General features: G+C 68.6%; 22 protein-coding genes. 17 read left to right on the forward strand and 5 right to left on the reverse strand.

Features of this window, described 5'->3' with window-relative positions; all coding sequences use genetic code 11:
• The first annotated feature begins 4 nt into the window (after positions 1-4).
• Positions 5-1426: an amidase family protein gene (locus ACMV_RS07195; protein ID WP_013639998.1), complete on the forward strand. Its 1422-nt coding sequence runs from the start codon at positions 5-7 to the stop codon at positions 1424-1426.
• A gap of 133 nt (positions 1427-1559) precedes the next feature.
• Complete coding sequence (locus ACMV_RS07200; protein WP_007421792.1) at positions 1560-1904, forward strand: SHOCT domain-containing protein; 345 nt, start codon at positions 1560-1562, stop codon at positions 1902-1904.
• A gap of 30 nt (positions 1905-1934) precedes the next feature.
• Here ACMV_RS07200 and hslU read toward each other — a convergent pair whose 3' ends face one another.
• Positions 1935-3254, reverse strand: coding sequence for an ATP-dependent protease ATPase subunit HslU (gene hslU, locus ACMV_RS07205; protein WP_007421791.1), 1320 nt, complete (start codon positions 3252-3254; stop codon positions 1935-1937).
• Complete coding sequence (gene hslV / locus ACMV_RS07210; protein ID WP_007421790.1) at positions 3251-3802, reverse strand: ATP-dependent protease subunit HslV; 552 nt, start codon at positions 3800-3802, stop codon at positions 3251-3253. The genes hslU and hslV overlap by 4 nt, the downstream gene beginning before the upstream one ends.
• Positions 3803-3939: 137 nt before the next feature.
• Here hslV and ACMV_RS07215 point away from each other — a divergent pair, with 137 nt between their 5' ends.
• The 12 genes from ACMV_RS07215 to attM all read left to right on the forward strand — a co-directional run bounded on the left by ACMV_RS07215 (position 3940) and on the right by attM (position 14278).
• Positions 3940-4377, forward strand: a complete 438-nt coding sequence (locus tag ACMV_RS07215; RefSeq protein WP_007421789.1) for a phosphate-starvation-inducible PsiE family protein — start codon at positions 3940-3942, stop codon at positions 4375-4377.
• A gap of 78 nt (positions 4378-4455) precedes the next feature.
• Positions 4456-5853: an MFS transporter gene (locus ACMV_RS07220; protein WP_013639999.1), complete on the forward strand. Its 1398-nt coding sequence runs from the start codon at positions 4456-4458 to the stop codon at positions 5851-5853.
• Between the two features lie 59 nt (positions 5854-5912).
• On the forward strand, positions 5913-6503 hold the full coding sequence (hisB, locus tag ACMV_RS07225) for an imidazoleglycerol-phosphate dehydratase HisB (protein WP_011942223.1): 591 nt from the start codon (positions 5913-5915) through the stop codon (positions 6501-6503).
• On the forward strand, positions 6500-7135 hold the full coding sequence (hisH, locus tag ACMV_RS07230; RefSeq protein WP_013640000.1) for an imidazole glycerol phosphate synthase subunit HisH: 636 nt from the start codon (positions 6500-6502) through the stop codon (positions 7133-7135). The genes hisB and hisH overlap by 4 nt, the downstream gene beginning before the upstream one ends.
• The gene (locus ACMV_RS07235) at positions 7132-7692 is read left to right on the forward strand and encodes a GNAT family N-acetyltransferase (RefSeq protein WP_011942224.1); all 561 of its coding nucleotides are present in this window, start codon (positions 7132-7134) and stop codon (positions 7690-7692) included. The genes hisH and ACMV_RS07235 overlap by 4 nt, the downstream gene beginning before the upstream one ends.
• Position 7693: 1 nt before the next feature.
• A complete protein-coding gene (gene hisA / locus ACMV_RS07240) occupies positions 7694-8434 on the forward strand; it encodes a 1-(5-phosphoribosyl)-5-[(5-phosphoribosylamino)methylideneamino]imidazole-4-carboxamide isomerase (RefSeq protein WP_007423217.1) in 741 nt (246 codons plus the stop codon).
• Positions 8428-9192 carry an imidazole glycerol phosphate synthase subunit HisF gene (hisF, locus tag ACMV_RS07245; RefSeq protein ID WP_013640001.1) on the forward strand — a complete coding sequence of 255 codons (765 nt, stop codon included), beginning with the start codon at positions 8428-8430 and terminating at the stop codon, positions 9190-9192. The genes hisA and hisF overlap by 7 nt, the downstream gene beginning before the upstream one ends.
• Before the next feature lie 8 nt (positions 9193-9200).
• Complete coding sequence (locus ACMV_RS07250) at positions 9201-9695, forward strand: phosphoribosyl-ATP diphosphatase (protein WP_013640002.1); 495 nt, start codon at positions 9201-9203, stop codon at positions 9693-9695.
• The gene (locus tag ACMV_RS21485; RefSeq protein WP_007423214.1) at positions 9692-10075 is read left to right on the forward strand and encodes a histidine triad nucleotide-binding protein; all 384 of its coding nucleotides are present in this window, start codon (positions 9692-9694) and stop codon (positions 10073-10075) included. Before ACMV_RS07250 ends, ACMV_RS21485 begins: the two co-directional genes overlap by 4 nt.
• 4 nt (positions 10076-10079) lie before the next feature.
• Positions 10080-12131 (forward strand): N-acetylglucosamine-6-phosphate deacetylase, encoded by a 2052-nt coding sequence (gene nagA / locus ACMV_RS07260; protein WP_013640003.1) that lies wholly within the window; start codon positions 10080-10082, stop codon positions 12129-12131.
• 44 nt (positions 12132-12175) lie between these two features.
• Positions 12176-13462 carry a hydroxyacid-oxoacid transhydrogenase gene (locus ACMV_RS07265; protein WP_011942229.1) on the forward strand — a complete coding sequence of 429 codons (1287 nt, stop codon included), beginning with the start codon at positions 12176-12178 and terminating at the stop codon, positions 13460-13462.
• 27 nt (positions 13463-13489) lie between these two features.
• Positions 13490-14278 carry an AttM family quorum-quenching N-acyl homoserine lactonase gene (gene attM / locus ACMV_RS07270; protein WP_007422967.1) on the forward strand — a complete coding sequence of 263 codons (789 nt, stop codon included), beginning with the start codon at positions 13490-13492 and terminating at the stop codon, positions 14276-14278.
• Between the two features lie 79 nt (positions 14279-14357).
• On the opposite strand, the gene ACMV_RS07275 is transcribed toward attM, so the two are convergent.
• Positions 14358-15119: an SDR family NAD(P)-dependent oxidoreductase gene (locus ACMV_RS07275; RefSeq protein WP_013640005.1), complete on the reverse strand. Its 762-nt coding sequence runs from the start codon at positions 15117-15119 to the stop codon at positions 14358-14360.
• A gap of 1 nt (position 15120) precedes the next feature.
• The gene (locus tag ACMV_RS07280; protein WP_011942231.1) at positions 15121-16143 is read right to left on the reverse strand and encodes an acetamidase/formamidase family protein; all 1023 of its coding nucleotides are present in this window, start codon (positions 16141-16143) and stop codon (positions 15121-15123) included.
• 155 nt (positions 16144-16298) lie between these two features.
• Here ACMV_RS07280 and ACMV_RS07285 point away from each other — a divergent pair, with 155 nt between their 5' ends.
• The 3 genes from ACMV_RS07285 (at position 16299) to ACMV_RS07295 (ending at position 19524) form a co-directional block, all read left to right on the forward strand.
• Positions 16299-17075: an SDR family oxidoreductase gene (locus tag ACMV_RS07285; RefSeq protein WP_011942232.1), complete on the forward strand. Its 777-nt coding sequence runs from the start codon at positions 16299-16301 to the stop codon at positions 17073-17075.
• Between the two features lie 19 nt (positions 17076-17094).
• Positions 17095-17805 carry an SDR family NAD(P)-dependent oxidoreductase gene (locus ACMV_RS07290; protein ID WP_013640006.1) on the forward strand — a complete coding sequence of 237 codons (711 nt, stop codon included), beginning with the start codon at positions 17095-17097 and terminating at the stop codon, positions 17803-17805.
• An 84-nt stretch (positions 17806-17889) separates the two neighbouring features.
• Positions 17890-19524 carry a long-chain-fatty-acid--CoA ligase gene (locus ACMV_RS07295; RefSeq protein ID WP_013640007.1) on the forward strand — a complete coding sequence of 545 codons (1635 nt, stop codon included), beginning with the start codon at positions 17890-17892 and terminating at the stop codon, positions 19522-19524.
• 16 nt (positions 19525-19540) lie between these two features.
• Here ACMV_RS07295 and ACMV_RS07300 read toward each other — a convergent pair whose 3' ends face one another.
• Positions 19541-24301, reverse strand: coding sequence for an NAD-glutamate dehydrogenase (locus ACMV_RS07300; RefSeq protein WP_013640008.1), 4761 nt, complete (start codon positions 24299-24301; stop codon positions 19541-19543).
• Between the last annotated feature and the right edge of the window lie 150 nt (positions 24302-24451).

The raw sequence follows: 24451 nt of genomic DNA on the forward strand, positions 1-24451 counted from the left end.
GATAATGACCGAACTCTGGCAACTCACCGCATCCGACCTCGCCGCGCGCATCCGCCGACGCGAGGTTTCGGCGCGCGAGGCGGCCGCCGCCGCGCTCGCCCGGCTGGACGAGGTGAACCCGGCGATCAACGCCGTGATCGACCATCGCCCGGAACGGGCGCTGGCCGCCGCCGGGCGGATCGACGCGGCACTCGCCCGCGGCGATGATCCGGGCCCGCTCGCCGGCGTTCCCGTCACGGTGAAGGTGAATATCGACCAGAAGGGATTCGCCACCACCAACGGAATCCGCCTGCAGATGGATCTCGTTGCCCAGAGCAACAGTCCGGTGGTCGACAACCTGGAACGCGCGGGAGCGGTCATCATTGGCCGCACCAATACCCCCGCCTTCTCGATGCGCTGGTTCACGACCAACCAGTTGCACGGTGACACACGAAATCCGCACGATCCGGCGCTGACGCCCGGCGGCTCGTCCGGCGGGGCGGCGGCGGCGGTCGCGAGCGGGATCGGCGCTTTCGCCCACGGCACCGACATTGCCGGCTCGATCCGCTACCCGGCCTATGCCTGTGGCCTGCACGGGTTGCGGCCGAGCATCGGCCGTGTCGCGGCGTTCAACGCCTCGGGGCCCGAGCGCGGCATCGGCGCGCAGATCACCGCCGTCTCCGGCCCGATCGGGCGCAGCATGGCGGATCTGCGCCTCGCCCTCGCGGCGATGGCCCAACCCGACCCGAGTCCGGAGGGCCCACGCGACCCGTGGTGGTGCCCGGCGCCGCTCGACGGGCCGGACCTGCCGCGGCGGGCGGCACTCTGCCTGCGCCCCGGCGGGATGAAGGTGGTCCCCGAAGTCGAGGCGGCGCTGATCGCGGCGGGCCGGGCGCTCGAGACGGCGGGCTGGGCGGTCGAGACGATCGACGACCTGCCGCACATGCGCGAGGCGGTCGAGGTGCAGATCCAGCTCTGGCTCGGCGATGGTTTCGACGCGCTGGCCTCGACCGTCGCGCAGGAGGGCGATCCCGGCGCGATGACGGTGATCGACTCCTTCCGCGAGCTGGCGAAATCCTGGCCGGGCGACGTGGTTGCGCAGGCGCTGAAGCGCCGCGCCACCATCGCCCGCGCCTGGCGCCAGCTGCTCGCCCGCTTCCCCGTGCTGATGATGCCGACCTCCGGCGAGCTGCCCTTCCGCGACGGGCTCGACCTCGCCGGGCCGGACTCCTTCCGCCGCGTGTGGGATGCGCAGGCGACGCAGATCGCGCTGCCGCTGGTCGGGCTGCCGGGCCTCAATGTCGCGGCCGGCTTCGCCGGCCGTGCGCCGCTGGGCGTGCAACTCGTCGCCGCCCCCTTCCGCGAGGATGTGCTGCTCGCCGCCGGCGCCGCGATCGCGCGGGACGATGCGCCGATCATGCCGATCGACCCGCGCGGCGCCGGCTGATCCTCCGCCCCGTTCCGGCTGGCGCAAACCAGCGCTACGCGGAACGCCGGGGCATATCCATATGGATCAATGCGGAGAAGGGCAGACAGTCGCATTCTTCTCCCGTGACCTCGTGGATGAAGGAGGCTCGATCATGAACAGGCTGAAACGGATTGCGGCACCGGCCGCGCTCGCCGCCCTGCCGGGCCTCGCCTTCGCGCAGGGCGGGGCGGGACCTGGCGGGTTCGGCTACGGACCGGGCATGATGTGGTGGGATGATGGGTGGACGACGATGTTTCTCGGACCTTTCTTCATGATCCTCGTTCTCGCCGTGATCGTCATGGTGGCGGTGGCGCTGCTGCGCTCCGCCGGCACGTTCACCCACGGGCCGACGCATCCGCCGCAGCGGACGGCGCTCGATATCCTCAAGGAGCGCTTCGCGCGCGGCGAGATCGACGCTGCCGAGTTCGAGTCCCGGCGGCGCACGCTGGGGGATTGATCCCCCTGGCGTCGCCGGAGACCCGCGCCGTTACAGGATGAAGCGGCCGAGATCGCCGCGCGCGGCGAGCGGGGCGACCTTGTCGTTGACCAGGGCGGCGTCGACCGTCACGGTCTCGCCGGCGCGGTCGGTCGCGGCGAAGCTGATCTCCTCGAGCAGCCGCTCCAGCACCGTGGCCAACCGACGCGCGCCGATATTCTCGACCCGGTCGTTGATGTCGGCCGCCAGCGCCGCCACGGCATCGACCGCGTCGTCGGTGAAGTGCAGGTCGACATTCTCGGTCTTCATCAGCGCGACATACTGCTTGAGCAGGGAATGTTCCGGCTCGGTCAGGATGCGGCGGAAATCCTCGCGCGAGAGCGAGGCGAGCTCGACGCGGATCGGCAGCCGCCCCTGCAGTTCCGGCAGCAGGTCCGACGGCTTGGCGACGTGGAACGCGCCCGAGGCGATGAAGAGAATGTGATCGGTCTTCACCGGACCGTATTTGGTCGAGACCGTCGTGCCCTCGATCAGCGGCAGCAGGTCGCGCTGCACGCCCTCGCGCGAGACGTCGCCACCGCGGAAGCCGCTTTCGGTGCGCGCGCAGATCTTGTCGATCTCGTCGAGAAAGACGATGCCGTGCGTCTCGGCGTGCAGGCGGGCATCAGCGGTCAGCTGCTCGTTGTCGAGCAGGCGGTCGGCCTCCTCGCGCTCCAGCGCGGCGCGGGCGGCGGCGACGGTCATCCGCTTGCGGCCATGCTGGCGGCCGAACATCGACTTCATCATGTCGCCGAGATTAATCGCGCCGCCCGGCGGCATGCCCGGCATGTCCATCTGGCCGATCACGTTGGGCGGCGCCTCGCTCACGTCGACGTCGATTTCCTTTTCTTCCATCTCGCCGTCGCGCAGCATCCGGCGGAAGCGGTTGCGCGTCTCCGACGAGGCCCCCTCGCCCACCAGCGCGGTCAGCAGCCGATCCTCGGCGGCGAGTTCGGCGCGGGCCTGCACGCCCTTGCGGCTCATGTCGCGCAGCATCGTGATCGACACCTCGACGAGGTCGCGCACGATGCTTTCCACATCGCGGCCGACATAGCCCACCTCGGTGAATTTCGTCGCCTCGACCTTGATGAACGGCGCCTGGGCGAGCTTGGCGAGGCGGCGGGCGATCTCGGTCTTGCCGCAGCCGGTCGGCCCGATCATCAGGATGTTCTTCGGCACCACCTCCTCGCGCAGCCCCTCGGGGAGCTGCTGGCGGCGCCATCGGTTGCGCAGCGCGATGGCGACGGCGCGCTTCGCGTCCTGCTGGCCGACGATGAAGCGGTCGAGCTCGGAGACGATTTCGCGGGGCGTGTAGGTCGGGCTGTCGATCACAGGATTTCCACCGTCACGTGATGGTTGGTGTAGACGCAGATGTCGCCGGCGATCTTCATCGCCCGGCGGGCGATGTCCTCGGCGGTCATGCCGTCCACCGAGATCAGCGCGCGCGCCGCGGCAAGGGCGTAGTTGCCGCCGGAGCCGATGGCGATGATGCCGTCCTCGGGTTCCAGCACGTCGCCATTGCCGGTGAGGGTGTAGGCATGGGTGCGGTCGGCCACCGCCATCATCGCCTCGAGCCGGCGGAGATAGCGGTCGGTCCGCCAGTCCTTGGCGAGTTCGACGCAGGCGCGCTCGAGCTGGTTCGGGAAGCGCTCCAGCTTCGCCTCCAGCCGTTCGAGCAGGGTGAAGGCATCAGCGGTGGCGCCGGCGAACCCGGCCACGACATTGCCATTGCCGATTCGGCGCACCTTGCGCGCGTTGCCCTTCACCACGGTGTTGCCGAGGGAGACCTGGCCGTCGCCGGCCATGGCGACCTGCTCGTCGCGCCGCACACAGAGAATGGTCGTGCCATGCCAGCCGACCGGATCATTGGTATTCATCATGCACTCCAGATGGCACCGCGCGGATGGCCGGGCAAGGCGCCAAAGGTTGAAGGGGCGCGGGTCCGTGTCCCTTTCGTGCATGCAACGGACGGCGGAAGCCGCTATCATTGCCGCGGCAGACACGGGGAGACCAGGGGATGGACCGCCGGTTCGGCAGCAGGGCGTACCAATATTTCGAATTCGTCGTCGTCCAGGCCGTGACGCTGCTGATGGCGATCGTGGTGACGGCGGCACTCGCGCATCTCGTGGTGAACATCGCACACGACATCCTGGCCACAACCTTCGATCCGACCAACGCGGCGGTGTTCCAGTCGGTGTTCGGCGGGATCTTCACCGTCGTCATCGCGCTGGAATTCAAGCGATCGATCCTCGTGACGAGCGAGCGCGACGAGGGGCCGGTGCGCGTGCGGGTGGTCATCCTGATCGGGATGCTCGCGATCGTCCGCAAGCTGATCATCATGGATCTCGCGCATGAGAACGCGTTGCAACTCCTCGCACTTTCGGTCGCGTTCCTGTCGCTCGGAATCGTCTACTGGCTGGTCCGCGACCAGGATCGCCGGGAAATGAAGGATTAGACGGGCGAGGCCGGCCCCCGACTTGCCAAGGTCTCAGGAGACGGGCTTACTGATAAAAAACATGTCAGTGAGGATCGCATGCCGGACCAGACTGCGGCGACAATCGCCGCCCGCCTCGACCGTCTGCCGCCGTCGCGCACGGTCTGGACCATCATTGTCCTGATCTCGCTCGGCGGCATATTCGAATTCTATGATCTCTTTTTCACCGGCTATGTCGCTCCGGGAATGGTGGGCGACGGGCTGTTCAAGCCCGAATCGCTCGGCTTCCTCGCCGGGCTGAGCGTGCTGAAGGTCGCCGGCTTCGGCACCTTCGTCTTTGCCACCTTCGCCGGGCTCTGGGTCGGCGCGCTGATCTTCGGCCAGGTCGCCGACCGGTTCGGCCGCCGCGCCGTCTTCACCGGCTCGCTGCTGTGGTACATGGTCTGCACCGCGATCATGGCGTTCCAGACCAGCGGCCTCGCGCTCGATATCTGGCGCTTCATCGCCGGCATCGGCATCGGGGTCGAACTCGTCACCATCGATACGTTCATATCCGAGATCATCCCACGCGGCGAGCGCGGCAAGGCCTTCGCGGTGAACCAGTTCATCACCTTCCTCGTGGTGCCGCTGATCGCGTTCCTGGCCTATGCCATGAAGGGCAGCAAGCCGTTCGGGCTGGACTACTGGCGGGTGCTGATCCTGATCGGCTCGGTCGGCGCCGTCGTGGTGTTTGCCCTGCAGCGCGGCATTCCGGAAAGCCCGCGCTGGCTGGCCCGCCACGGCAGGATGGCGGAGGCGGAGGCGATCGTCGCCGACATCGAGCGGCGGGTGGTGGCGGAGACCGGCGCGGCCCTGCCGCCATTGCAGCCGGCGGCCCCGGAAGAGGAAGGCGCCGGATCGATCATGGAAATCTTCGGCGCCGAATACCTGCGGCGGACGATCATCCTGTCCATCTTCAACATGGCGCAGGTGATCGGCTTCTACGGCTTCGCCGCCTGGGTGCCGACGCTGCTGATCCATCGCGGCATCACCGTCACCCACAGTCTCGAATACGCCTTCATCATCGCCATCGCCAATCCGTTCGGCCCGCTGCTCGGCACGGTCTTCGCCGACCGGATCGAGCGCAAGACGCAGATCATCGGCGCGCTCGTCGTCATGACGGTCGTGATCGGCCTGTTCGCGCAGAGTTCGGCGCCGCCGGTGCTGATCGCCCTTGGCGTGCTGTTCACGCTGGCCTCGAACGTGATGTCCTTCGCCTATCACGGCTACCAGCCGGAGCTGTATCCGACCCGGATCCGCGCCCGCGCGGTCGGCTTCGTATATTCGTGGAGCCGGCTGGCGGCGGCCTTCGCCGGGCTCGCGATCGGCGTGCTGCTCGCCCGGTACGGCGTGCCGGGAGTGGCCGTGTTCATCGCCGTCGCCATGCTGGTGGGCATCGCGATGATCGCTCTCGGTCCCTCGACCAGGGGACTCGCGCTCGAGCAGATCAACCACTGAGCGAAGTTTCGCCGGCCGGCTGATTGGCGGGCCGGCGAAATTGGGCTAGGCCAGCGCGCATGAGCCGCACTGCAAGCATCACGCGCACCACATCCGAAACATCGATCGAACTGATGCTCGACCTCGATGGCACCGGCAACACCGACATCGCCACCGGAATCGGGTTCTTCGACCACATGCTGACCGCGCTCGGCCGGCACGCCATGCTCGACCTGATCGTCCGCGCCGAGGGCGACCTGCATATCGACGCCCACCACACGGTGGAGGATGTCGGCATCGTGCTTGGCCAGGCGATTCGCGAGGCGCTGGGCGACAAGCGCGGCATCACCCGCTTCGGCTTCGCCGCGACCCCGATGGACGAGGCGCTGTGCGAGGCCGCGATCGACCTTTCCGGGCGGGGGTTCCTGGTGTTCGACGTGCCGTTCGAGCGGCCGATGCTCGGCGACATGGACACCCAGCTGGTTCAGGAATTCTTCCAGGCGCTGACCGCCAATGGCGGCTTCGCCCTGCATCTGACCCGCCGCGCCGGCCACAACGCGCATCACGTGGCCGAGGCCGCGTTCAAGGCGGCGGCACGGGCGCTGCGCATGGCCGTCGAGCCCGATCCGCGGGCCGCGGGCGCGATCCCCTCGACCAAGGGGGTGCTGTGAGGATTGCGGTCATCGATTACGGCAGCGGCAATCTCGCCTCGGCGGCGCGCGGGCTTGAACTCGCCGCCTCCCGTCTCGGGCTCGATGCCACCGTCTCGATTACCGACGACCCGGATATCGTTGCCGGTGCCGACCGGATCGTGCTGCCCGGCCAGGGCGCATTCGCCGACTGCGCGCACGGGCTCGCCGCGCGCCCGGGCCTTGCCGCCGCGATGCATCGGCGGGTCGAGGCCGGGGTGCCGTTTCTTGGCATCTGCGTCGGCATGCAGCTGATGGCCGAACGCGGTCTCGAACACGAAATCACCCCCGGATTCGGGTGGATTCGCGGCGACATCGCGCCGATTCGCGCAGACGGCCTGCGCCTGCCGCACATGGGCTGGAACGAACTCGCCTTCACCCCCGGCGCGCACCCGCTGCTCGACGGGCTCACGCCGGGCGACCATGCGTATTTCGTGCATTCCTACGCCCTGCGCACGGATGATCGCGGACCGGTGATCGCGACCACATCATATGGTGAAGAGATCGTGGCAATGGTTGCAACCGGCAACCGGGCGGGTACACAATTCCACGTTGAGAAAAGCCAGGAGGTCGGCCTGACCATTCTGGCGAATTTCCTGCGCTGGATGCCATGATGACCCAACCGGACCTCTGCGACCTTCCTCCCCCGTCGAGCATGCAGGTCGATCGCCTGACCGCGATCGCCGATGACGACATGCAGACGCTGTGCGAGGCCGCCGATGCGGCGATCATCGATGGCGGCGGCTTCGGCTGGCTCCGCCCACCAGGGCGCGCGGCGCTGGAGCAGTATTTCCGCGGCGTCGTGATGGTGCCGGAACGCGAACTGTTCGTCGGCCGGATGGACGGGGTGATCTACGGCGCCGCCCAGCTTGTCCGCCCGCCACGCAACAACGAGGCGCAGGCCTTCGGCGCGACGCTCGCGCATAATTTCGTCGCCCCCTACGCACGCGGCCACGGCCTGGCTCGCCTCATCGTCGAGCGGGTCGAAGACCGCGCCCGCGCCCTCGGCTATCAGGTGCTCAACCTCGATGTCCGCGCGACCCAGGACGCCGCGATCGCCCTCTACGAGCGTGCTGGTTTCGTGCGCTGGGGTACGCACCCGGCCTATGCCCGCACCGACGGGCAGACGATCGCAGGGCATTTCTACTACAAGTTGTTGCAGGCTTCCTGACATGGCGCTGACCCTCTACCCGGCGATCGACCTCAAGGATGGCGCCTGCGTGCGTCTGCGCCGCGGCGAGATGGACCAGGCGACGGTCTATGCCGAGGATCCGGCCGCCCAGGCCCGCGCCTTCGAGGCCGCCGGATTCACAGCACTGCACGTGGTTGACCTGAACGGCGCTTTTGCCGGGCGGCCGGTGAACGGCGAGGCGGTGCGCGCGATACTCGCCGCGGTGGCGATGCCGGTGCAGCTCGGCGGTGGCATCCGTGACATGGCGGGCATCGCCGCCTGGATCGAGCTTGGCATCTCGCGCGTCATTCTCGGCAGCGCCGCGGTGAAGAACCCTGCCCTGGTGCGCGAGGCGGCGGCCGCCTTTCCGGGGCGGATCGTCGTCGGCATCGACGCGCGGGATGGCATGGTCGCCACCGAGGGATGGGCCGAAACATCGTCGCTGCCGGCGACCGAGATGGCGATGCGCCTGCAGGATGCCGGCATCGCCGCCATCATCCACACCGATATCGCGCGCGACGGCATGCTTCAGGGCCTCAATCTCGACGCCACCGAAGCCCTCGCCGCCGCCATCGCCATCCCGGTGATCGCCTCGGGCGGCTTGGCCGGCATCGAGGACATCCGCAACCTGCGCGCCGCCGCCGCCCGGACGCCCAATCTGGCCGGCACGATCATCGGCCGCGCCCTCTACGATGGCCGGATCGACCCGCAGGCCGCGCTGGCGGAGGCCGCCGCATGCTGAAGCTGCGCGTCATTCCCTGCCTCGACGTGAAGGACGGGCGCGTGGTCAAGGGGGTGAACTTCGTCTCGCTGCGCGATGCCGGCGACCCGGTGGAGCAGGCCGTGGTCTATGACCGCGCGGGCGCCGACGAACTCACCTTTCTCGACATCACCGCGAGCCATGAGAATCGCGACACGATCATCGACGTGGTCGGCCGCACCGCAGCCAGAGTGTTCCTGCCGCTGACCGTCGGCGGCGGCATCCGCAGCACGGATGACATGCGCCGCCTGCTGCTGGCCGGAGCCGACAAGTGCAGCATCAATTCGGCAGCCATTTCCCGCCCGGATTTCATCAACGAGGCGGCACGGAAATTCGGCAGCCAGTGCGTGGTCGTCGCGGTCGATGCGCGGCGCGGCGGCGGGGGTTGGGAAGTGTTCACCCATGGCGGACGGCGCGGCACCGGGATCGACGCGGTGGGCTGGTGCGCCGAGATGGCCGCGCGCGGCGCCGGCGAGATCCTGCTGACCTCGATGGACCGCGACGGCACCGGCCTCGGCTTCGACCTCGACCTGCTGCGCGCCGTGACCGCGCGGGTGAACATTCCCGTGATCGCCTCGGGCGGGGTCGGCACGCTCGCGCATTTCGTCGAAGGCGCCGAGGCGGGCGCGACGGGGCTGCTTGCCGCCAGCGTGTTCCATTTCGGCCAGTTCACCATCGCCGAGGTGAAGGCCGCCCTCGCCGCCGCCGGCCTGCCGGTTCGCCCGGTTGCCTCCCACTAGAGATCGCCATGCCCAAGAAACCCGTGAAATCCGCCGCTGCCGACGCCAAGCCGAAAAAGGTCGCTTCCGCCAAACCCAAGGTGAAGGCGAAGCCGAAGGGAGTGGGCGCCGCGAGCCATCCGCCCGTCCCGCTGCTGAACCCTGCGGCGCCGAACGCCCAGGTGCTCGACCGGCTGTGGTCGACCATCCTCGCCCGGAAAGCCGCCGATCCGCTGGTCAGTCACTCGGCCCGCCTGCTCTCGCGCGGGGTCAACAAGGTCGCCCAGAAATTCGGCGAGGAATCGGTCGAATGCCTGATCGAGGCAGTCGCCGGCAACCGGACGGCGCTGATCGCTGAAAGCGCCGACGTGCTTTACCACCTGCTGGTCATGTGGGTCGCGGCCGGGGTACGGCCGGAAGATGTGTGGCTGGAACTCCAGCGCCGGGAAGGCATTTCCGGGATCACCGAAAAGGCGTCCCGCCCGATGCTGCTGTCGATCGCGGAAACGAGGAAAATTCCATGAAGCCAGGTGTGAGCGGCAAGCCGCCCTATGACGACCAGAACGTCTTCGCCAGGATCCTGCGCGGCGAAATCCCCTGCCGCAAGGTGTATGAGGACGAATTCGCCCTCGCCTTTCACGACATCAACCCGCAGGCGCCGCAGCATGTGCTGGTGATTCCGAAGGGGAAATACGTCTCCTTCGCCGATTTCTCTTCCACCGCCAGCGATGCCGAGATCACCGGCTTCGTGCGCGCGGTCGGCGAGGTGGCGCGGCAGATCGGCGCGGAGGAGACCGGCTACCGGCTGCTCGCCAATATGGGGCCGGACAGCCACCAGGAAGTGCCGCATCTGCACGTGCACGTGTTCGCCGGCCGTCCGCTGGGGCCGATGCTCGTCCGCTGAGCCGATGCTGATCGCGGCCGACCGCCTGTTCCGCGACGGGGCGATCACCGGCCCCGGCGCGGTGGCCATCGAGAACGGGCGGATCGCCGCGGTGCTGGACTACGATCCGGCGAACCCGGACCTGCGGCTTCAGGGCGGCATCCTCGCCCCCGGCCTGATCGACCTGCACAATAACGGTGCCTTCGGCATCGATTGCGCCGAGGCGGATACCGATGGCTTCCGCCATCTCTGCCGGGCCCTCGGCGCGCGCGGTGTCACCAGTTTCGCGCCGACCGTCATCACCGCGCCGTTCGCCGCCCTGCATGGCGCGGCGCGGCGCCTGCGCGCGGCGCTGGCGGCGATGGCGGGCGAACCGGTCGCGCGGATGCCGGGGCTGCATCTCGAAGGCCCGTTCCTCGCACCCAACCGGCGCGGCGCCCATCGCGCGGACTGGCTGCGCGATCCGACCAGCGCGGCCTTGGACGAACTTCTGGCCGACCCCGATCTTGCCGCCACCCTGAAGCTCGTCACCCTCGCGCCGGAGCGGCCGGGCGGGCTTGCGGCGGTGCGGCGGCTGACGGATGCGGGGGTGATGGTGGCGCTGGGCCACAGCGACGCCGATGCGACAGAAGCGCAGGCCGCGATCGAGGCCGGCGCCCGCCTGGTGACGCATGTGTTCACCGCGATGCGGCCGTTTCATCATCGCGATCCGGGGCTGATCGGCGTCGCCCTCGCGGATGCGCGGGTGCATGCGTGTTTCATCGCCGATGGCGTGCATGCGGATGCGCTGGCGCTGCGCTTCGGCTTCGCCGCCGCCGGCGCGCGCGCGGTGGCCGTAACCGATTCGGTCAGCCTCGCCGGCCTGCCCGAGGGCAGCACGGCACGCTTCGGCGGCGATTCAGCGCAGGCGCGGGACGGCGCCGCGCGGCGGCCGGACGGATCGCTCACCGGCGCGACGATCACGCTCGATGAAGGGCTACGCCGCCTGATCGGCGCCGGCATCGCGCCCGCTTCCGCGCTACGCGCGGCGACCGAAGCCCCCGCCGCAGCGCTCGGACTTGCCGATCGGGGGCGGCTTGCCGCCGGGTGCCTGGCCGATCTCGTCTGGTTCGACGATGCGTTCGAGATCCGCAATGCCTGGATCGGCGGGACGGCACTGCATCCCCTGCCGGCGCCGGCGCGCCATGCCGCCGCCATGCCAGCGACGGAGACGATCCGCCGCGATCTCGACGAACTCGACCGGGCGGACAGCGCCACGATCATGGCCGCGTTGCTGGATCAGGAACAGGAAGCGGCGGCGGCGGTGAAGCGAGCGATCCCAGCGCTCGCCCGCCTGGCGGAGGACGTGGCGGTGCGGCTCGAAGCCGGCGGGCGGCTGTTCTATGCCGGCGCCGGAACCTCAGGCCGCCTCGCGGTGCTCGATGCGGTGGAATGCGGGCCAACCTTCTCGCTGCCGGACGGGGTGATCATTCCCCTGATCGCCGGCGGCGGCGCGGCGGTGACCGGCGCGGTCGAGGGCGCAGAAGACGATGCCGCCGCCGCCGCCGCCCTGCTCGATGACCACAAGGCGGGCCCGGCGGATGTTCTCGTCGGCATCGCCGCCTCCGGGCGGACGCCGTTCACCCTCGGCGCGCTGCGCGCCGCCGCCGCGCGCGGCCTGCTGACCGGGGCTATCGTCAATGCCGATGGTCCGCTCGCCACTTCGGCCGACATCGCGGTGGTGATCGCGACGGGTGCCGAAGTGCTCGCCGGCTCGACCCGGCTTTCGGCCGGCACCAGCCAGAAACTGGCCCTCAACGCGCTCTCCACCACGGTGATGATGCGCCTCGGCAAGACATTCGGCCCCTATATGGTCGATCTCCGCGCCACCAACGCGAAGCTGCGCGCCCGCGCCATCCGCATTGTCCGCGCGATTGCCGGCGCGCCCGAGGCCGATGCGAAAGATGCCCTTGAAACAAGCGGTTACGAAGTAAAGACCGCCATCGTCATGCTCATGTTGCGAATCGGCACGACCGAGGCGCGCGCGCGCCTCGCGGGGGCGGGCGGACGATTGCGCACCGCGCTGGACGGGGCATAGTCCCTCCCGCATTGGCCCGCTCACGGCCGAGGATGGAGGAAATCATGAGCCAGACGGCAGACCAGGGCTTCGAAAGCGTCTTCACGCTCGAAGCCACCCAGTTGAAATACGGCATCGGCGCGGCTGACGAACTCGGCTGGGAGGCGAAGCGCCTTGGCCTCCGCCATGTCATCCTCGTCGCCGACCCGATGCTGCACCAGTTCGGCCTGATCGAGCGAATCGAGGGGATCCTCGCCGCCTCCGGCATAACCTTCGACCGGTTCGAGGACATCCATGTCGAGCCGACGATCGACAGTTTCGCCCGCGCCGCCGCCTTCGCGGAGGCGCATCCCTGCGACGGGTTCATCGCCCTCGGCGGCGGCTCGACGATCGACACCGCGAAAGTCGCCAACCTGATCAGCACCCATGGCGGGGCGGTGATCGACTATGTCAACCCGCCGATCGGCGGCGGCAGGAAGCCGCCCGGACCGCTGCGGCCGCTGATCGCGCTGCCCACTACTTCCGGCTCCGGGTCGGAGGCGACCACCGTCGCCGTGCTCGACATCCCCGAACTCAAGGTCAAGAGCGGGATCTCGCACCGCTACATGCGGCCGACCCTCGCGATGGTCGACCCTGCCCTCGCGCGGACGACACCAGCCGGCGTCACCGCCTCGGCCGGGCTCGACGTGATTTGCCATGCGGTCGAGAGCTATATCTCGAAACCGTTCAACCAGCGGCCGAAGCCGGCCTCGCCGGACGATCGCCCGCCCTATCAGGGCTCCAACCCGGTGGCCGATATCTGGTCGCTCCAGGCGATCGAGTTCGGCGGGAAATATCTCGCCCGCGCCGTGGCCGATGGCGAGGATTACGAGGCGCGCGGGACGATGATGCTCGGCGCCACCATGGCCGGCATCGGCTTCGGCACAGCCGGCGTGCACATTCCCCATGCCTGCGCCTATCCGATCGCGGGGCTCAAGCACGTCTATCACGCCCCAGGCTATTCGCGGAACCACGCCTTCGTGCCGCACGGCTTCTCGGTGATCGTCACCTCGCCGGCGGCGTTCCGCTACACCTATGATGCGGCGCCCGAGAAGCATATCCGCGCCGCCAGCCTGTTGCGCGGCCACGATATCGAGAATCCCGGCCCGGACTCGCTGCCCGCGGCACTGATCGACCTGATGAAGGCGGTGGGCGCGCCCTCGGGCATCGCCGAACTTGGCTACACCGAAGCGGATATTCCCGCGATCATCGACGGCGCGCTGAAGCAGCAGCGCCTGCTCGCCGGATCGCCCAAGCCGGTGGATGCCGGCATCCTGGAGACAATACTGCGCCAGTCGATGCGCAACTGGTGAAACGCCAATAACACGAGGGCAAGGAAAATGTCAGACATAAGGCTCTACATGTTCAGCTGCGGCACACTGAAGACCGTGACCGCCTCGATCAAGATGAACCAGGGCAACGATCCCTACGAGATCCCGGTGCCGTGGTTTCTCATCACCCATCCGAAGGGCAACATCGTGATCGATGGCGGCAATGCCGCAGAGGTCGCCGAGGACATGCGGGCGCATTGGGGGGCGGTCTGCGATGTCTATCTGCCGGTGATGACGCGCGAGGAGGCGTGCCTGCCGCAGCTGCAGAAGCTCGGCATCGATCCGGCGAGCGTGCGCTACGTGCTGCAATCGCATCTGCATCTCGACCATACCGGGGCGATCGGCCGCTTCCCGAACGCGACCCATCTCGTGCAGCGGGCGGAATACGAATATGCCTATACGCCGGACTGGTTCGCCGCCGGCGGCTACATTCGCAAGGATTTCGACAAGCCCGGCCTGAAATGGCAGTTCCTCAACGGCACCGCCGATGATTTCTACGATCTCTACGGCGATGGCGTGATCCGCACCGTCTTCACCCCCGGCCATGCGCCCGGGCATCAGTCGTTCCTGGTCACGCTGCCGAAGACCGGACCGATGCTGCTGACGGTGGATGCGGCCTATACGACCGATCACTGGGATGAAAAGGCGCTGCCGGGCTTCCTCGCCAGCACGGTCGATACGGTGCGCTCGGTGCAGAAACTGCGCACGCTCGCGGAGAAGACCGGTGCGACGGTGGTCACCGGTCACGACCCGATCGCCTGGCCGAGCTTCAAGCACGCGCCTGGCTATTACGACTGAACCTGGCTCATTGCTGAAATGACAAACCCGCCCGGAGATGATCCGGGCGGGTTTTCTTTTGGTTATTGACGGCGCGCGATCAGAACTGCACGCCACGGGTCAGCGCGCCGTCGACCACCAGGTTGGTGCCGGTGACGAAGCTCGCCGCGGGGCTGGCGAGGAACACCACGCCGCGCGCCACCTCGTCTGGCCGGCCCATGCGGCCGGTCGGGTTGAGGGCGAGAGCCTCCTTGAATAGCGCCGGATTGCCATGCTCGATCTTTTCCCACACGCCGCCGGGGAAATAGGTATTGCCCGGCGAGAGCGCGTTGACGCGGATGCCCTTGCCCGCGAGTTGGAACGACAGCCCCTTGGCGTAATGGATCAGCGCCGCCTTGAACACGCCATAGGGGCCGGCGGCGAAATCCACCTCGCGGCCCGACACCGAGGAAATCACCACGACCGATGCCGCGCCGGATTTTTCGAGGAACGGCATCGCCGCGTTCACCGCGGTGACCGTGCCCATCATGTCGGTCTCGAATTCCGCCCGCCACGAGGCCTCGTCCTGCCCGATCGACAGCGCCGAGACATTGGCGACGACGATGTCGATCCCGCCGAACTCCACACCGACATCGGCGATCCAGGTCGCCAGCGCAGCATGATCCGAAACGTCCACGGCGCGGCCGGTGGCGCGCACGCCCGCGCGGCGCAGCTCCGCCACCGCGCTTTCGACCTCCTGCGCGTTGCGCGCGCAGATCGCGACATCGGTGCCTTCCTGCGCCAGCAGCTCGGCCACGGAACGGCCGATCCCCTTGGTGCCGCCGGTAATGACGGCGCGTTTGCCCTTCAGTCCGAGATCCATGTCAGCCTGTCTCCCCGTCAATATATTTCTTCAGAATGCCGGCGCCGACCGTATAGTTCGGGTCGACGAAATTGCCGAGACGCACCCGGCCGCACTGGCTCAGCATCATGTAGGCGTCCCACCGCCCGAATCCATATTCCGCCTCGAGCCAGAGGATGAGGTCGCGATAGGCGATGCGCGTCGCATCCTCCAGCGGCCGCGCGGAGCCGATCGCCATGATGAAATCCTCGCGCTCCAGCCGCGGCCATTCGAGCGCCCAGTTCTTGATCAGGTCGACGCGGATGGTGGTTTCCGAGGCATATTCCACCGCCGTGCCGCACACCTCGCCATCGCCCTGGCAGGCATGGGCATCGCCGATGAACAGCCGCGCGCCCGGCGAGCGGACCGGCAGGTAGGTGATACTGCCCGGCCCCATGTCCGGCAGGTCCATGTTGCCGCCATGCGATCCCGGCGTCAGCGAGTTGATGCTGTCGATTTCCGGCGAGGTGGAGAGCGTGCCGATATGCGGCGCATAGGGCAGCACGACGCGCGCGCTCCAGCGCACCTCCTTCTCGTTGACCGGCACCTTGCGGGTGATTTCGGGCAGCGGCGGATTCAGCGTCGCGGTGAGCGCGGTGCCGGTGAGCGCGCCGAATTGCGGAATCATGCAGCAGGTGCCGTGCGGATCCTCGCCGCGCGGGCGCATCCGCTCGATATGCACGGCGATCGCGTCGCCGGGTTCCGCGCCCTCGATCATGATCGGCCCGTTCTGCGGATTGACGAAAGGCATGCGCAGGCGGCGGCTCGGCTTGTCCCGCTCGGTGCGGATCGCGCCCTCGAAGGCATCGCGCGTCTCGACCACGATGCGATCGCCCGGTTCGACCGTCAGCACGGGTTCGGAATAGGGGCCGATCGTGTAGTGATACTGGCCCTGCATTTCCTCTGTCAGCTTGTGGACACGCGGCTTGCGGGCCCAGCCGACGCCCCGCCGTGCCACGATTGAATTCGAAATCCAGTGATTGGCCCTGGCCACTTCCACCTCCATCACCAACGGAACGTGTTCACCCGCATATATGCCGGATTGCGCAAGCGATGATGCAGTGTTTGCCGCGCGGGCGCAATTGCGTTCTCCGCCTCGTGCGCCCACATCCCGCGCGTGCATTCGTACCATGACGAAAAAGTTCACCGAAGGAGAAAACAATGGATCTGTCGCTCGCGGGAAAGCGCGTCCTCGTCACTGGCGGCTCGAAGGGCATCGGCTTCGCCTGCGCCGCTGCATTCATAGCCGAGGGCGCGGAGGTCGCCATCTGCTCGCGGCAGCAGGCCAATCTCGAAGCCGCCAAAGCGACGCTGCGCCTGCGCGCCGCGCTATCTGCCGACCTGACTGACGCCGCGTCAGCGGACGCGATGATTAAGGCGGCGGAAGCCGAACTCGGCCCGATCGACATTCTCGTCAACAGCGCCGGCGCGGCACGGCGCACCCCGCCCGACGAACTGACGCCGGCACATTGGCGGGCTGCGATGGACGCCAAATATTTCAGCTATATCAACGTGATCGATCCGCTGGTGAAGCGCATGGCCGCACGCGGCGGCGGGGTGATCGTCAACGTGATTGGCAATGGCGGCAAGATTGCCTCGCCCGTGCATCTGGCCGGCGGGGCGGCGAACGCGGCGCTGATGCTGGCGACCGCCGGGCTCGCGACCGCCTATGCGAAACAGGGTGTGCGCGTGGTCGGCCTCAATCCGGGACTGACAGAGACCGGGCGCGTCGCCGAGGGCCTCGCCTCGGATGCGCGGCTCGCCGGCATCAGCATCGACGAGGCGCGCGCCCGCGGCATTGCCCGGATTCCCCTCGGCCGGATGGCAACGCCGGAGGAAATCGCCAATACGGTGCTGTTTCTCGCCTCGCCCCGCGCCAGCTATGTGACGGGCGTCAACATCACGATGGACGGCGCCACCACCGCCTGTGTCGTATGACAACGAAAGGTCAGATGGAATGACAGATCAGTCCGGGCCGCGTTATCGCCGCGCCCTGATCGTCGGCGCCGGCAGCGGGCTGAGCGCCGCCCTCGCCCGCCGCTTCGCCGCACAGGGGATGAGCGTCGCGCTCGCCGCGCGCAATCCCGACAAGCTCGCGCCGCTCTGTGCCGATATCGGGGCGAAATCCTTCGCCTGCGATGCCGCCGACGCGGCGGCGGTCGCAGGGCTATTCGAGCAGGTGGAAGCCGGCGGCGGCGCGCCGGATGTGGTGGTCTACAACGCCTCCGGCCGGGTGCGCGGCCCGGTCGCCTCACTCGATCCCGAGGCGGTTGCGCGCGCCCTCGCGGTTTCGGCCTTCGGCGGCTTTCTCGTCGGCCAGCACGCGGCGCGGCGGATGCTGGACGCCGGAAACGGCGCCATCCTGTTCACCGGCGCCTCGGCCAGCGTGAAGGGCTATGCGGAGTCGGCCGCCTTCGCGATGGGCAAGTTCGCCCTGCGTGGCCTTGCCCAGAGCATGGCACGGGAACTCGCGCCGAAGGACATCCATGTCGCGCATTTCGTCATCGATGGCGGCATCCGCTCCGCCAGCCGCCCGGTGCCGGCGGATGCGCCGGACAGCCTGCTCGACCCGGAGGCCATCGCCGAGACCTATCTTCATGTCCTGCACCAGCCACGCAGCGCCTGGACCTCGGAGATCGAGCTCAGGCCCTGGGTCGAGCGGTTCTGACCGGCCGCATCGTCCGGCGATTGCGCGCGCCGATGGTTTGAAGCATGTTTCGCGCACAAAGAATCCAAAGAATGGGAGCCGTCCATGCTGGGCCTGATGCAGCACCACGACCTGATGATCTCGGACTTTCTGGTCCACGCCGCCCGGCATCATCCGCGGGCGGAAATCGTCTCCCGCCTCGCCGGCGGCATTCATCGCCAGACCTGGGTGGATACGGCGCGGCGGGCCCGCCAGCTCGCTCGCGCGCTTGGCCGGCTCGGTGTGCGGCCGGGGGATCGCGTCGCCACTCTCGCCTGGAACAACCACCGCCATGTCGAGCTCTATTTCGCGATTTCCGGCTCGGGCGCCGTGGTCAACACCGTCAATCCGCGCCTGGCACCCGACGACATCGCCTATATCCTCGAACACGCCGAGGATGGCGTGCTGTTCGCCGAGGCGGATTTCGCATCCCTGGTGGAGCAGGTCGCCGGCAAGCTGCCGCCGGGCCTGCTCCGCCAGGTGGTGTTTCTCTGCGACGCGGCGGACCTGCCCGGCATTGCCCTGCCCGCCGGCATTGCGATCACCGACTACGAAAGCCTGATCGGCGCCGAGACCGACGAATACGACTGGCCCCGGTTCGACGAGCGGACGGCCAGCGGCCTCTGCTACACCTCGGGCACGACGGGGCGGCCGAAGGGCGTTCTCTATACCCATCGCTCCACCGTACTGAAGGCGATGGCAGTAAACGCGGCGGATGCGATCGGCCTCAAGGCGGCCGACCGGCTGATGCCGGTGGTGCCGATGTTCCATGTCAACGCCTGGTCCCTGCCCTATGCCGCCGCCGCCGCCGGCACATCGCTGGTGATGCCGGGGCGTTTTCTCGACGGGCAGAGCCTTTATGAACTGATCGAGGGCGAGCGTGTTACGTGCGCCTCGGGCGTGCCGACGGTCTGGCTGGGCGTGCTCGCTCATGTCCGCAAGACCGGGGCGCGGTTCACCACGCTTGAACGCATGGTCGTCGGCGGGTCGGCCTGTCCGGAGGCGCTGTTCGACGCCTATGACGAACTCGGCGTCACCATCGTCCACGCCTGGGGCATGACAGAGAGCAGCCCGATCGCCACGGTCGCGACCCCGGTGCCCGAGGTTGACGCCGCGACCGCGCGGCGCCAGCGGCTGAGCCAGGGTCGGGTGCTGTTCGGGATCGACCTGCGGGCGCGGCGCGGCGCGGAGGAAGTGCCGTGGGACGGTGAGACCGCCGGCGACATCGAGCTACGCGGCCACTGGGTGACCACCGGCTATTACCGGATGCCGAAAGGCACCACCGAGGACGGCTGGTTTCCGACCGGCGATGTCGGGATGATCGATCCTGACGGGTTCGTGATTCTCACCGATCGGAGCAAGGACCTGATCAAGTCGGGCGGCGAATGGATTAGCTCGATCGATATCGAGAACATCGCGGTCAGTCACCCGGCGGTCGCCGAGGCGGCGGCGATCGCGGCAAAGCATCCGAAATGGGATGAGCGGCCGGTGGTGATCGTCGCGTTGAAGCCAGGCGCGAGCGCCACCCGCGAGGAACTGCTCTCGGTCTATGAGGGCAAGGTCGCGCGCTGGGCAGTGCCGGACGACGTGATCTTCGTCGACGAGTTGCCGCACGGCGCGACGGGCAAGCTGCTCAAGACCGAATTACGCGCGCGATTCGCCAACCATCTGATCGAGAAGCCGGACGGCGCCGCTACCTGAGCGGCGCCGTCCGGCTTCAGCCGCGCAGCCGGCGGAGCCCCCGCACGGCGACGATCAGGGCGGCGAGATCGGGCATCAGCGCCACATCATGCGCGAGCGCGATGGCGCTCTCGGCCGGGCGACCCAACGCGAAACGCAGCGCCGCCGGATCGCCGCCGCCGTCGAGCGCCGCTTCCACCAGGGCGCCCTGGATTTCGTTCAGCTCGTCCGCCAGCGCGGCGACGGCCCGCGTCGTCCAGCCGCCCGCGGTCGGAACGGCGCCAAGGGCCGCGCGCAACGGGTTCAGCGCGAACACCTCGCCGGCATCCGTCCAGACCGCGCGGACCATTTCGATCGCCCGGTCGTGCCGGGCCGCGAGCCGCACCACGATCGGCGCCACCATCAGCTCCGGCAGCGCCACCGTGAAGGTCGCGAGCGGCAGCGGAACGCCATGCGCGGTCAGGGCTTGCACGTCCTCGGACTCCTCAAGCCGGGCACAGGCCGAGGCGGCCAGATCCGCGAGGCCGAAGCGCAGAGCCTCGACCTCGTCGCCGATCGGCCCCAGAGGCGGGCCGGCCAGCAGGGTGCGCGCGGCGGCTTCCTGCAGGCGGCGCAGGGCGAAAAGCATCCCGAGGCGCTGCGCCGCCGGCACCGCCATGCCCAGCGCCTCGATCTCACGGTAGCGGGACGGCAGGTCGAACGCGGCGGAGGCGATCAGCGCCGCGCAGGCTATCGCCGGCGGTTCCTGCCCGGATTCGAGCGCGATCCGCCCGAAAGCCGCGGCCCCCATCCGGTTGATCAGCTCGTTGGTCACCGCCGTGCCGATCAGCGCACGCCGCAACCGGTGGTCGTCGATTTCCGCCCGGAACCGCTCGCGCAGCGTGTGCGGAAAGTAATCGGCCAGCAGGTGCCCGAGCGCCGGTTCGTCGACCAGCGGCGAAGCATCGATCATCGCGCCGACATGCAGCTTGGCGTGTGCCATCAGGGTGCAGAGCTCGGGCCGGGTCAGGGCTTGGCCAGAAGCCGCGCGCGCGGCCATCGCCGCCGCGTCCGGCAGGCCGGCCACTGCGCGGTCGAGCACGCCGGCTGCTTCCAGCTGGCTCATCAGCGCGTTCTGCGCCGGGAGATCGGCAGCACCGCCGAGCGCATCGAGCGAGATCGCCTGCGACTGCTGGTGATTGTCGCGCAGCACGAGCGCCGCCACCTCGTCCGTCATCGAGCCTAGCAGGTCGACGCGCTGGTGCGCCGTGAGCTTGCCGGCCTCCATCACGCTCGCCAGCAGGATCTTGATGTTCACCTCGTGGTCGGAGGTCGAAACACCAGCGGAATTGTCGAGGGCATCGGTATTGATCCGCACGCCGGCCTGCGCTGCCTCGATCCGTCCCGCCTGGGTGACGCCGAGATTGGCGCCCTCGCCGACGACCCGGGCGCGGATGTGTCGGCCATCGACGCGAATGGCATCGTTCGCGCGGTCGCCGGCATCGGCCTGGCTTTCCGTTCCCGCCTTCACATAGGTGCCGATCCCGCCGAAATAGAGCAGATCGACCCGCATGGTCAGGATGGCGCGCAGAACAAGCTCGGGCTCGTGCGCGCCGGCCTCGAGGCCGAGCATAGAGGCCGCCACGGCACTCAGCGTCACCGTTTTCGCGTTGCGCGGGAACACGCCGCCGCCCTCGCTGATCAGCGCGGGGTCGTAATCCGCCCATGACGAGCGCTTCAGCCCGAACAGCCGTCGGCGTTCCTCGTAGCTCTTCGCCGGATCAGGATCGGGATCGAGGAAGATATGGCGATGATCGAATGCGGCCAGCAGCTTCGTGTGACGGCTGACCAGCAGGCCGTTGCCGAAGACGTCGCCCGACATGTCGCCGACGCCGGCACAGGTGAAGTCCTCGCGCTGGATGTCGTGACCCAATTCGTCGAAATGCCGCGCGATGTTCACCCAGGCGCCGCGCGCGGTGATGCCCATCGCCTTGTGGTCGTAGCCGACCGAGCCGCCGGAGGCGAAGGCGTCGCCCAGCCAGAAGCCGCGCGAGACGGCGATCTCGTTGGCGATGTCGCTGAAGGTCGCGGTGCCCTTGTCGGCGGCGACGACGAGATAGGGGTCGTCGCCATCGCGCCGGACGATGCGCGGCGGGGCGACCACCGTGCCGCCCGCCAGATTGTCCGTCACATCGAGCATCGCATTGATGAGCAGCCGGTAGCAGGCGATGCCCTCGGCCATGAACGCCTCGCGATCGGCATTCGCATCGCCGGTCGGCGTCGGCGGGCGCTTGAGCACGAACCCGCCCTTCGCCCCGACCGGCACGATGACGACGTTCTTGACCATTTGTGCCTTCATCAGGCTCAGAATTTCCGTGCGGAAATCATCCCGCCGGTCCGACCAGCGGATGCCGCCGCGCGCGATCATGCCGCCGCGCAGATGGCAGCCCTCCATCCGAGCGCCATGCACGAAGATCTCGAACATCGGCCGCGGCAGCGGCATGTCGCCGGCGCGCGCGCTGTCGATCTTGAGGGCGATCACCGGCGTTGCGGCATCGTGGAAATTGGTGCGCAGCACCGCGTCCAGCAGCCGGCGGTAGCGGCGGAGGATGCGATCTTCCTCGGGGCTGGCAACGGCATCGAGCAGGTCGCGCCAGCGCGCATCCAGCGCCGCCTCGGCCTCCGGATCGCGATTCCGGTCAGGATCGAAGCGGATGTGGAACAGTTCGACCAGCAGCCGGGTCGCCGCCGGATTGGCGGCAAGCGCTGCCTCCACCGCGTTCTGGCTGAACGGCGCGCGCACCTGGCGGCACCATTTGAACATGGCGCGCATCAGCCATACTTCGCGCCAGTCGAGCCCGGCGCGCAGGATCAGGCGGTTGAATCCATCGACCTCGGCCCGGTGGTCCGATTCGGCCTCGATTGCCTCCAGCACCGCGCTGGCCCGTCCGGTCAGGTCGAAGGCCTCGCGATCCGCGGTCTCCAGCGTGAGGCGCTGAAGCATGACCACACCGCCGCGGGCCGCGAGCCGGTAAGGCACCTCCTCGATCACCCGCAGGCCAAGGCTTTCGATCAGCGGCACGATGTCCGAGAGCGGCACGGCCTCGCCGGCGCGGAACAGCTTGAGCACCACGCGGTCGTCCGCCATGCCGAACGGCCGCACAAGGGCGAGGCGGAACCGGCCGGCGGCGCGCGCCGCGGCGGCAGCCTCGATGTCGCGCACGGCGATATGGGCCGGGGTGGATGCCGCATATTCCGGCGGGAAAGCATCGCCCCATTCGGCAAGGGTCGCCGCCGCCGTCACGTCGCCCTGTTCGCCGGTCAGCGCGTCGGCCAGTCTTTCTCGGAAACTGCGCGCGGCCTCTTTCATTGCGGCCTCGAGCGCCGCGACATCCAGTGCCCGGGCCCGCTTGGGGTCAGCGGCGATGATGAAATTCACCCGTGCCAGCGGCCCGTCACCCATCGCGGTCGCGTAACCGACCAGTTCGCCGCCGGCGGCACGGTTGATCATGCCGGAGAGCGCGTGGCGCAGCGCGGTGTCGAACCGATCGCGCGGGACGAACACGATGGCGGAGATGTGCCGCCCGAACGGATCCCGACGCAGGAACAGCGCCAGTTCCGGCCGCACCTGCAGCCCCATCACCCGCATCGCCGCGGCGATGATTTCATCGGGCAGGCCCTGGAAAAGGTCGTCCCGCGGCCAGGTATCGAGAATGTGCCGCAGCGCGCGGCCGTCATGCCCCGAGGGATCGACGCCGGAGTCCTGCATGATCCGCTCAACCTTTTCGCGCAGCATGGGGATGCTGCGAGGGTTGCGGTTGTAGGAGTCCGGGGCGAACAGGCCGGCGAACAGGGTGAGGCCGACCGGGTGGCCGCTCGCATCGCAGGTCTTCACCACGACGACGTCATAAAGTTGGGCGCGCTGCACGCGGCTGCTGATATCGGCCTTGGCCACCGCCACGCGGTCGAACCGCGCGAGCGCCTCCTCGGCCACCGCGCGCCAGGCAGCGGCATCGCGCAGGATGTCGAACAGGGCGACGTCATCCGCGCGCAGCACGCCGAGTCCCGCGCCATCCGGCACGAGCGCGTAATCGCGCCCGAGTCCGATCTCCTGCAGCCCAAGCAGGATGAAATTGTCATTGGCGATCCAGCCGAGCAGGTCGCGCTCCGGCCCCTCGGCAAGAGCGGCGAAACGCTCGTGCAGGCGCTGGTGCATTGCCTCCGCATCGGCGACGGCGGCGGTGGCATCCTGCATCGCGCGGCGAATGTCCTGGGCGATCGCATCGAGCCGGGTCGGATCGGTTTCGGGGCCGAAGGCGATCTGGATCATCGACTCTGGCCGGCCCGCGCCGATCCCGCGCAGCGCGCCGTCCGCGTCGCGCTCGACCGTGAGCACCGGATGGACCAGGGCATGAACAGGCTGTTCCAGGCTTTGCAGCACCGCAAGAGCGGATTCCACAAGAAATGGGCGGTCGTCGTTGATCAGTTCCAGCACGGCATTGGCGTTGCCCCAGCCTGCGCCGCCGCCGCGCGGATTGAACACGCGCAGCAGGCTTTCACCCGGCCGCCGCTCCTGCGCGAAGGACCAGAGCGAGAGTGCCGCCGCCGCGACGTCCTCCGCGGGCCGGGCGGCGAGATCGGCTGTGGCGATGCCCGCTGCGTAATGATCGAGAAAACCGCAGGCCGCGTCCGCGAGGGGGCCTTGCAGGCTGCGCCGAATTGCGCCGGCGATCCCATCGAGCAGCGCATCGCGGCCTGGTCCGTGGCGCACGGTCACCGATCCGTGGCCCCGCCCCGTCGCGTCGTTCGCCGGGCTCATGACCGAACTCCCGATAATCCCGCTCCATAGCCAGAAGCGGACGCCGCCTTCACCGGCATCGATCTGGCGCCCGGCGCCGCAACGATCATCCCAAACCTGGCCGCGGACTCGAGCATGACGTGTTCCCCTTCGTCTGCCGTGTCGTTGAAC

The organism is Acidiphilium multivorum AIU301, assembly GCF_000202835.1.
GTDB classification, from domain to species: Bacteria; Pseudomonadota; Alphaproteobacteria; order Acetobacterales; family Acetobacteraceae; genus Acidiphilium; species Acidiphilium multivorum.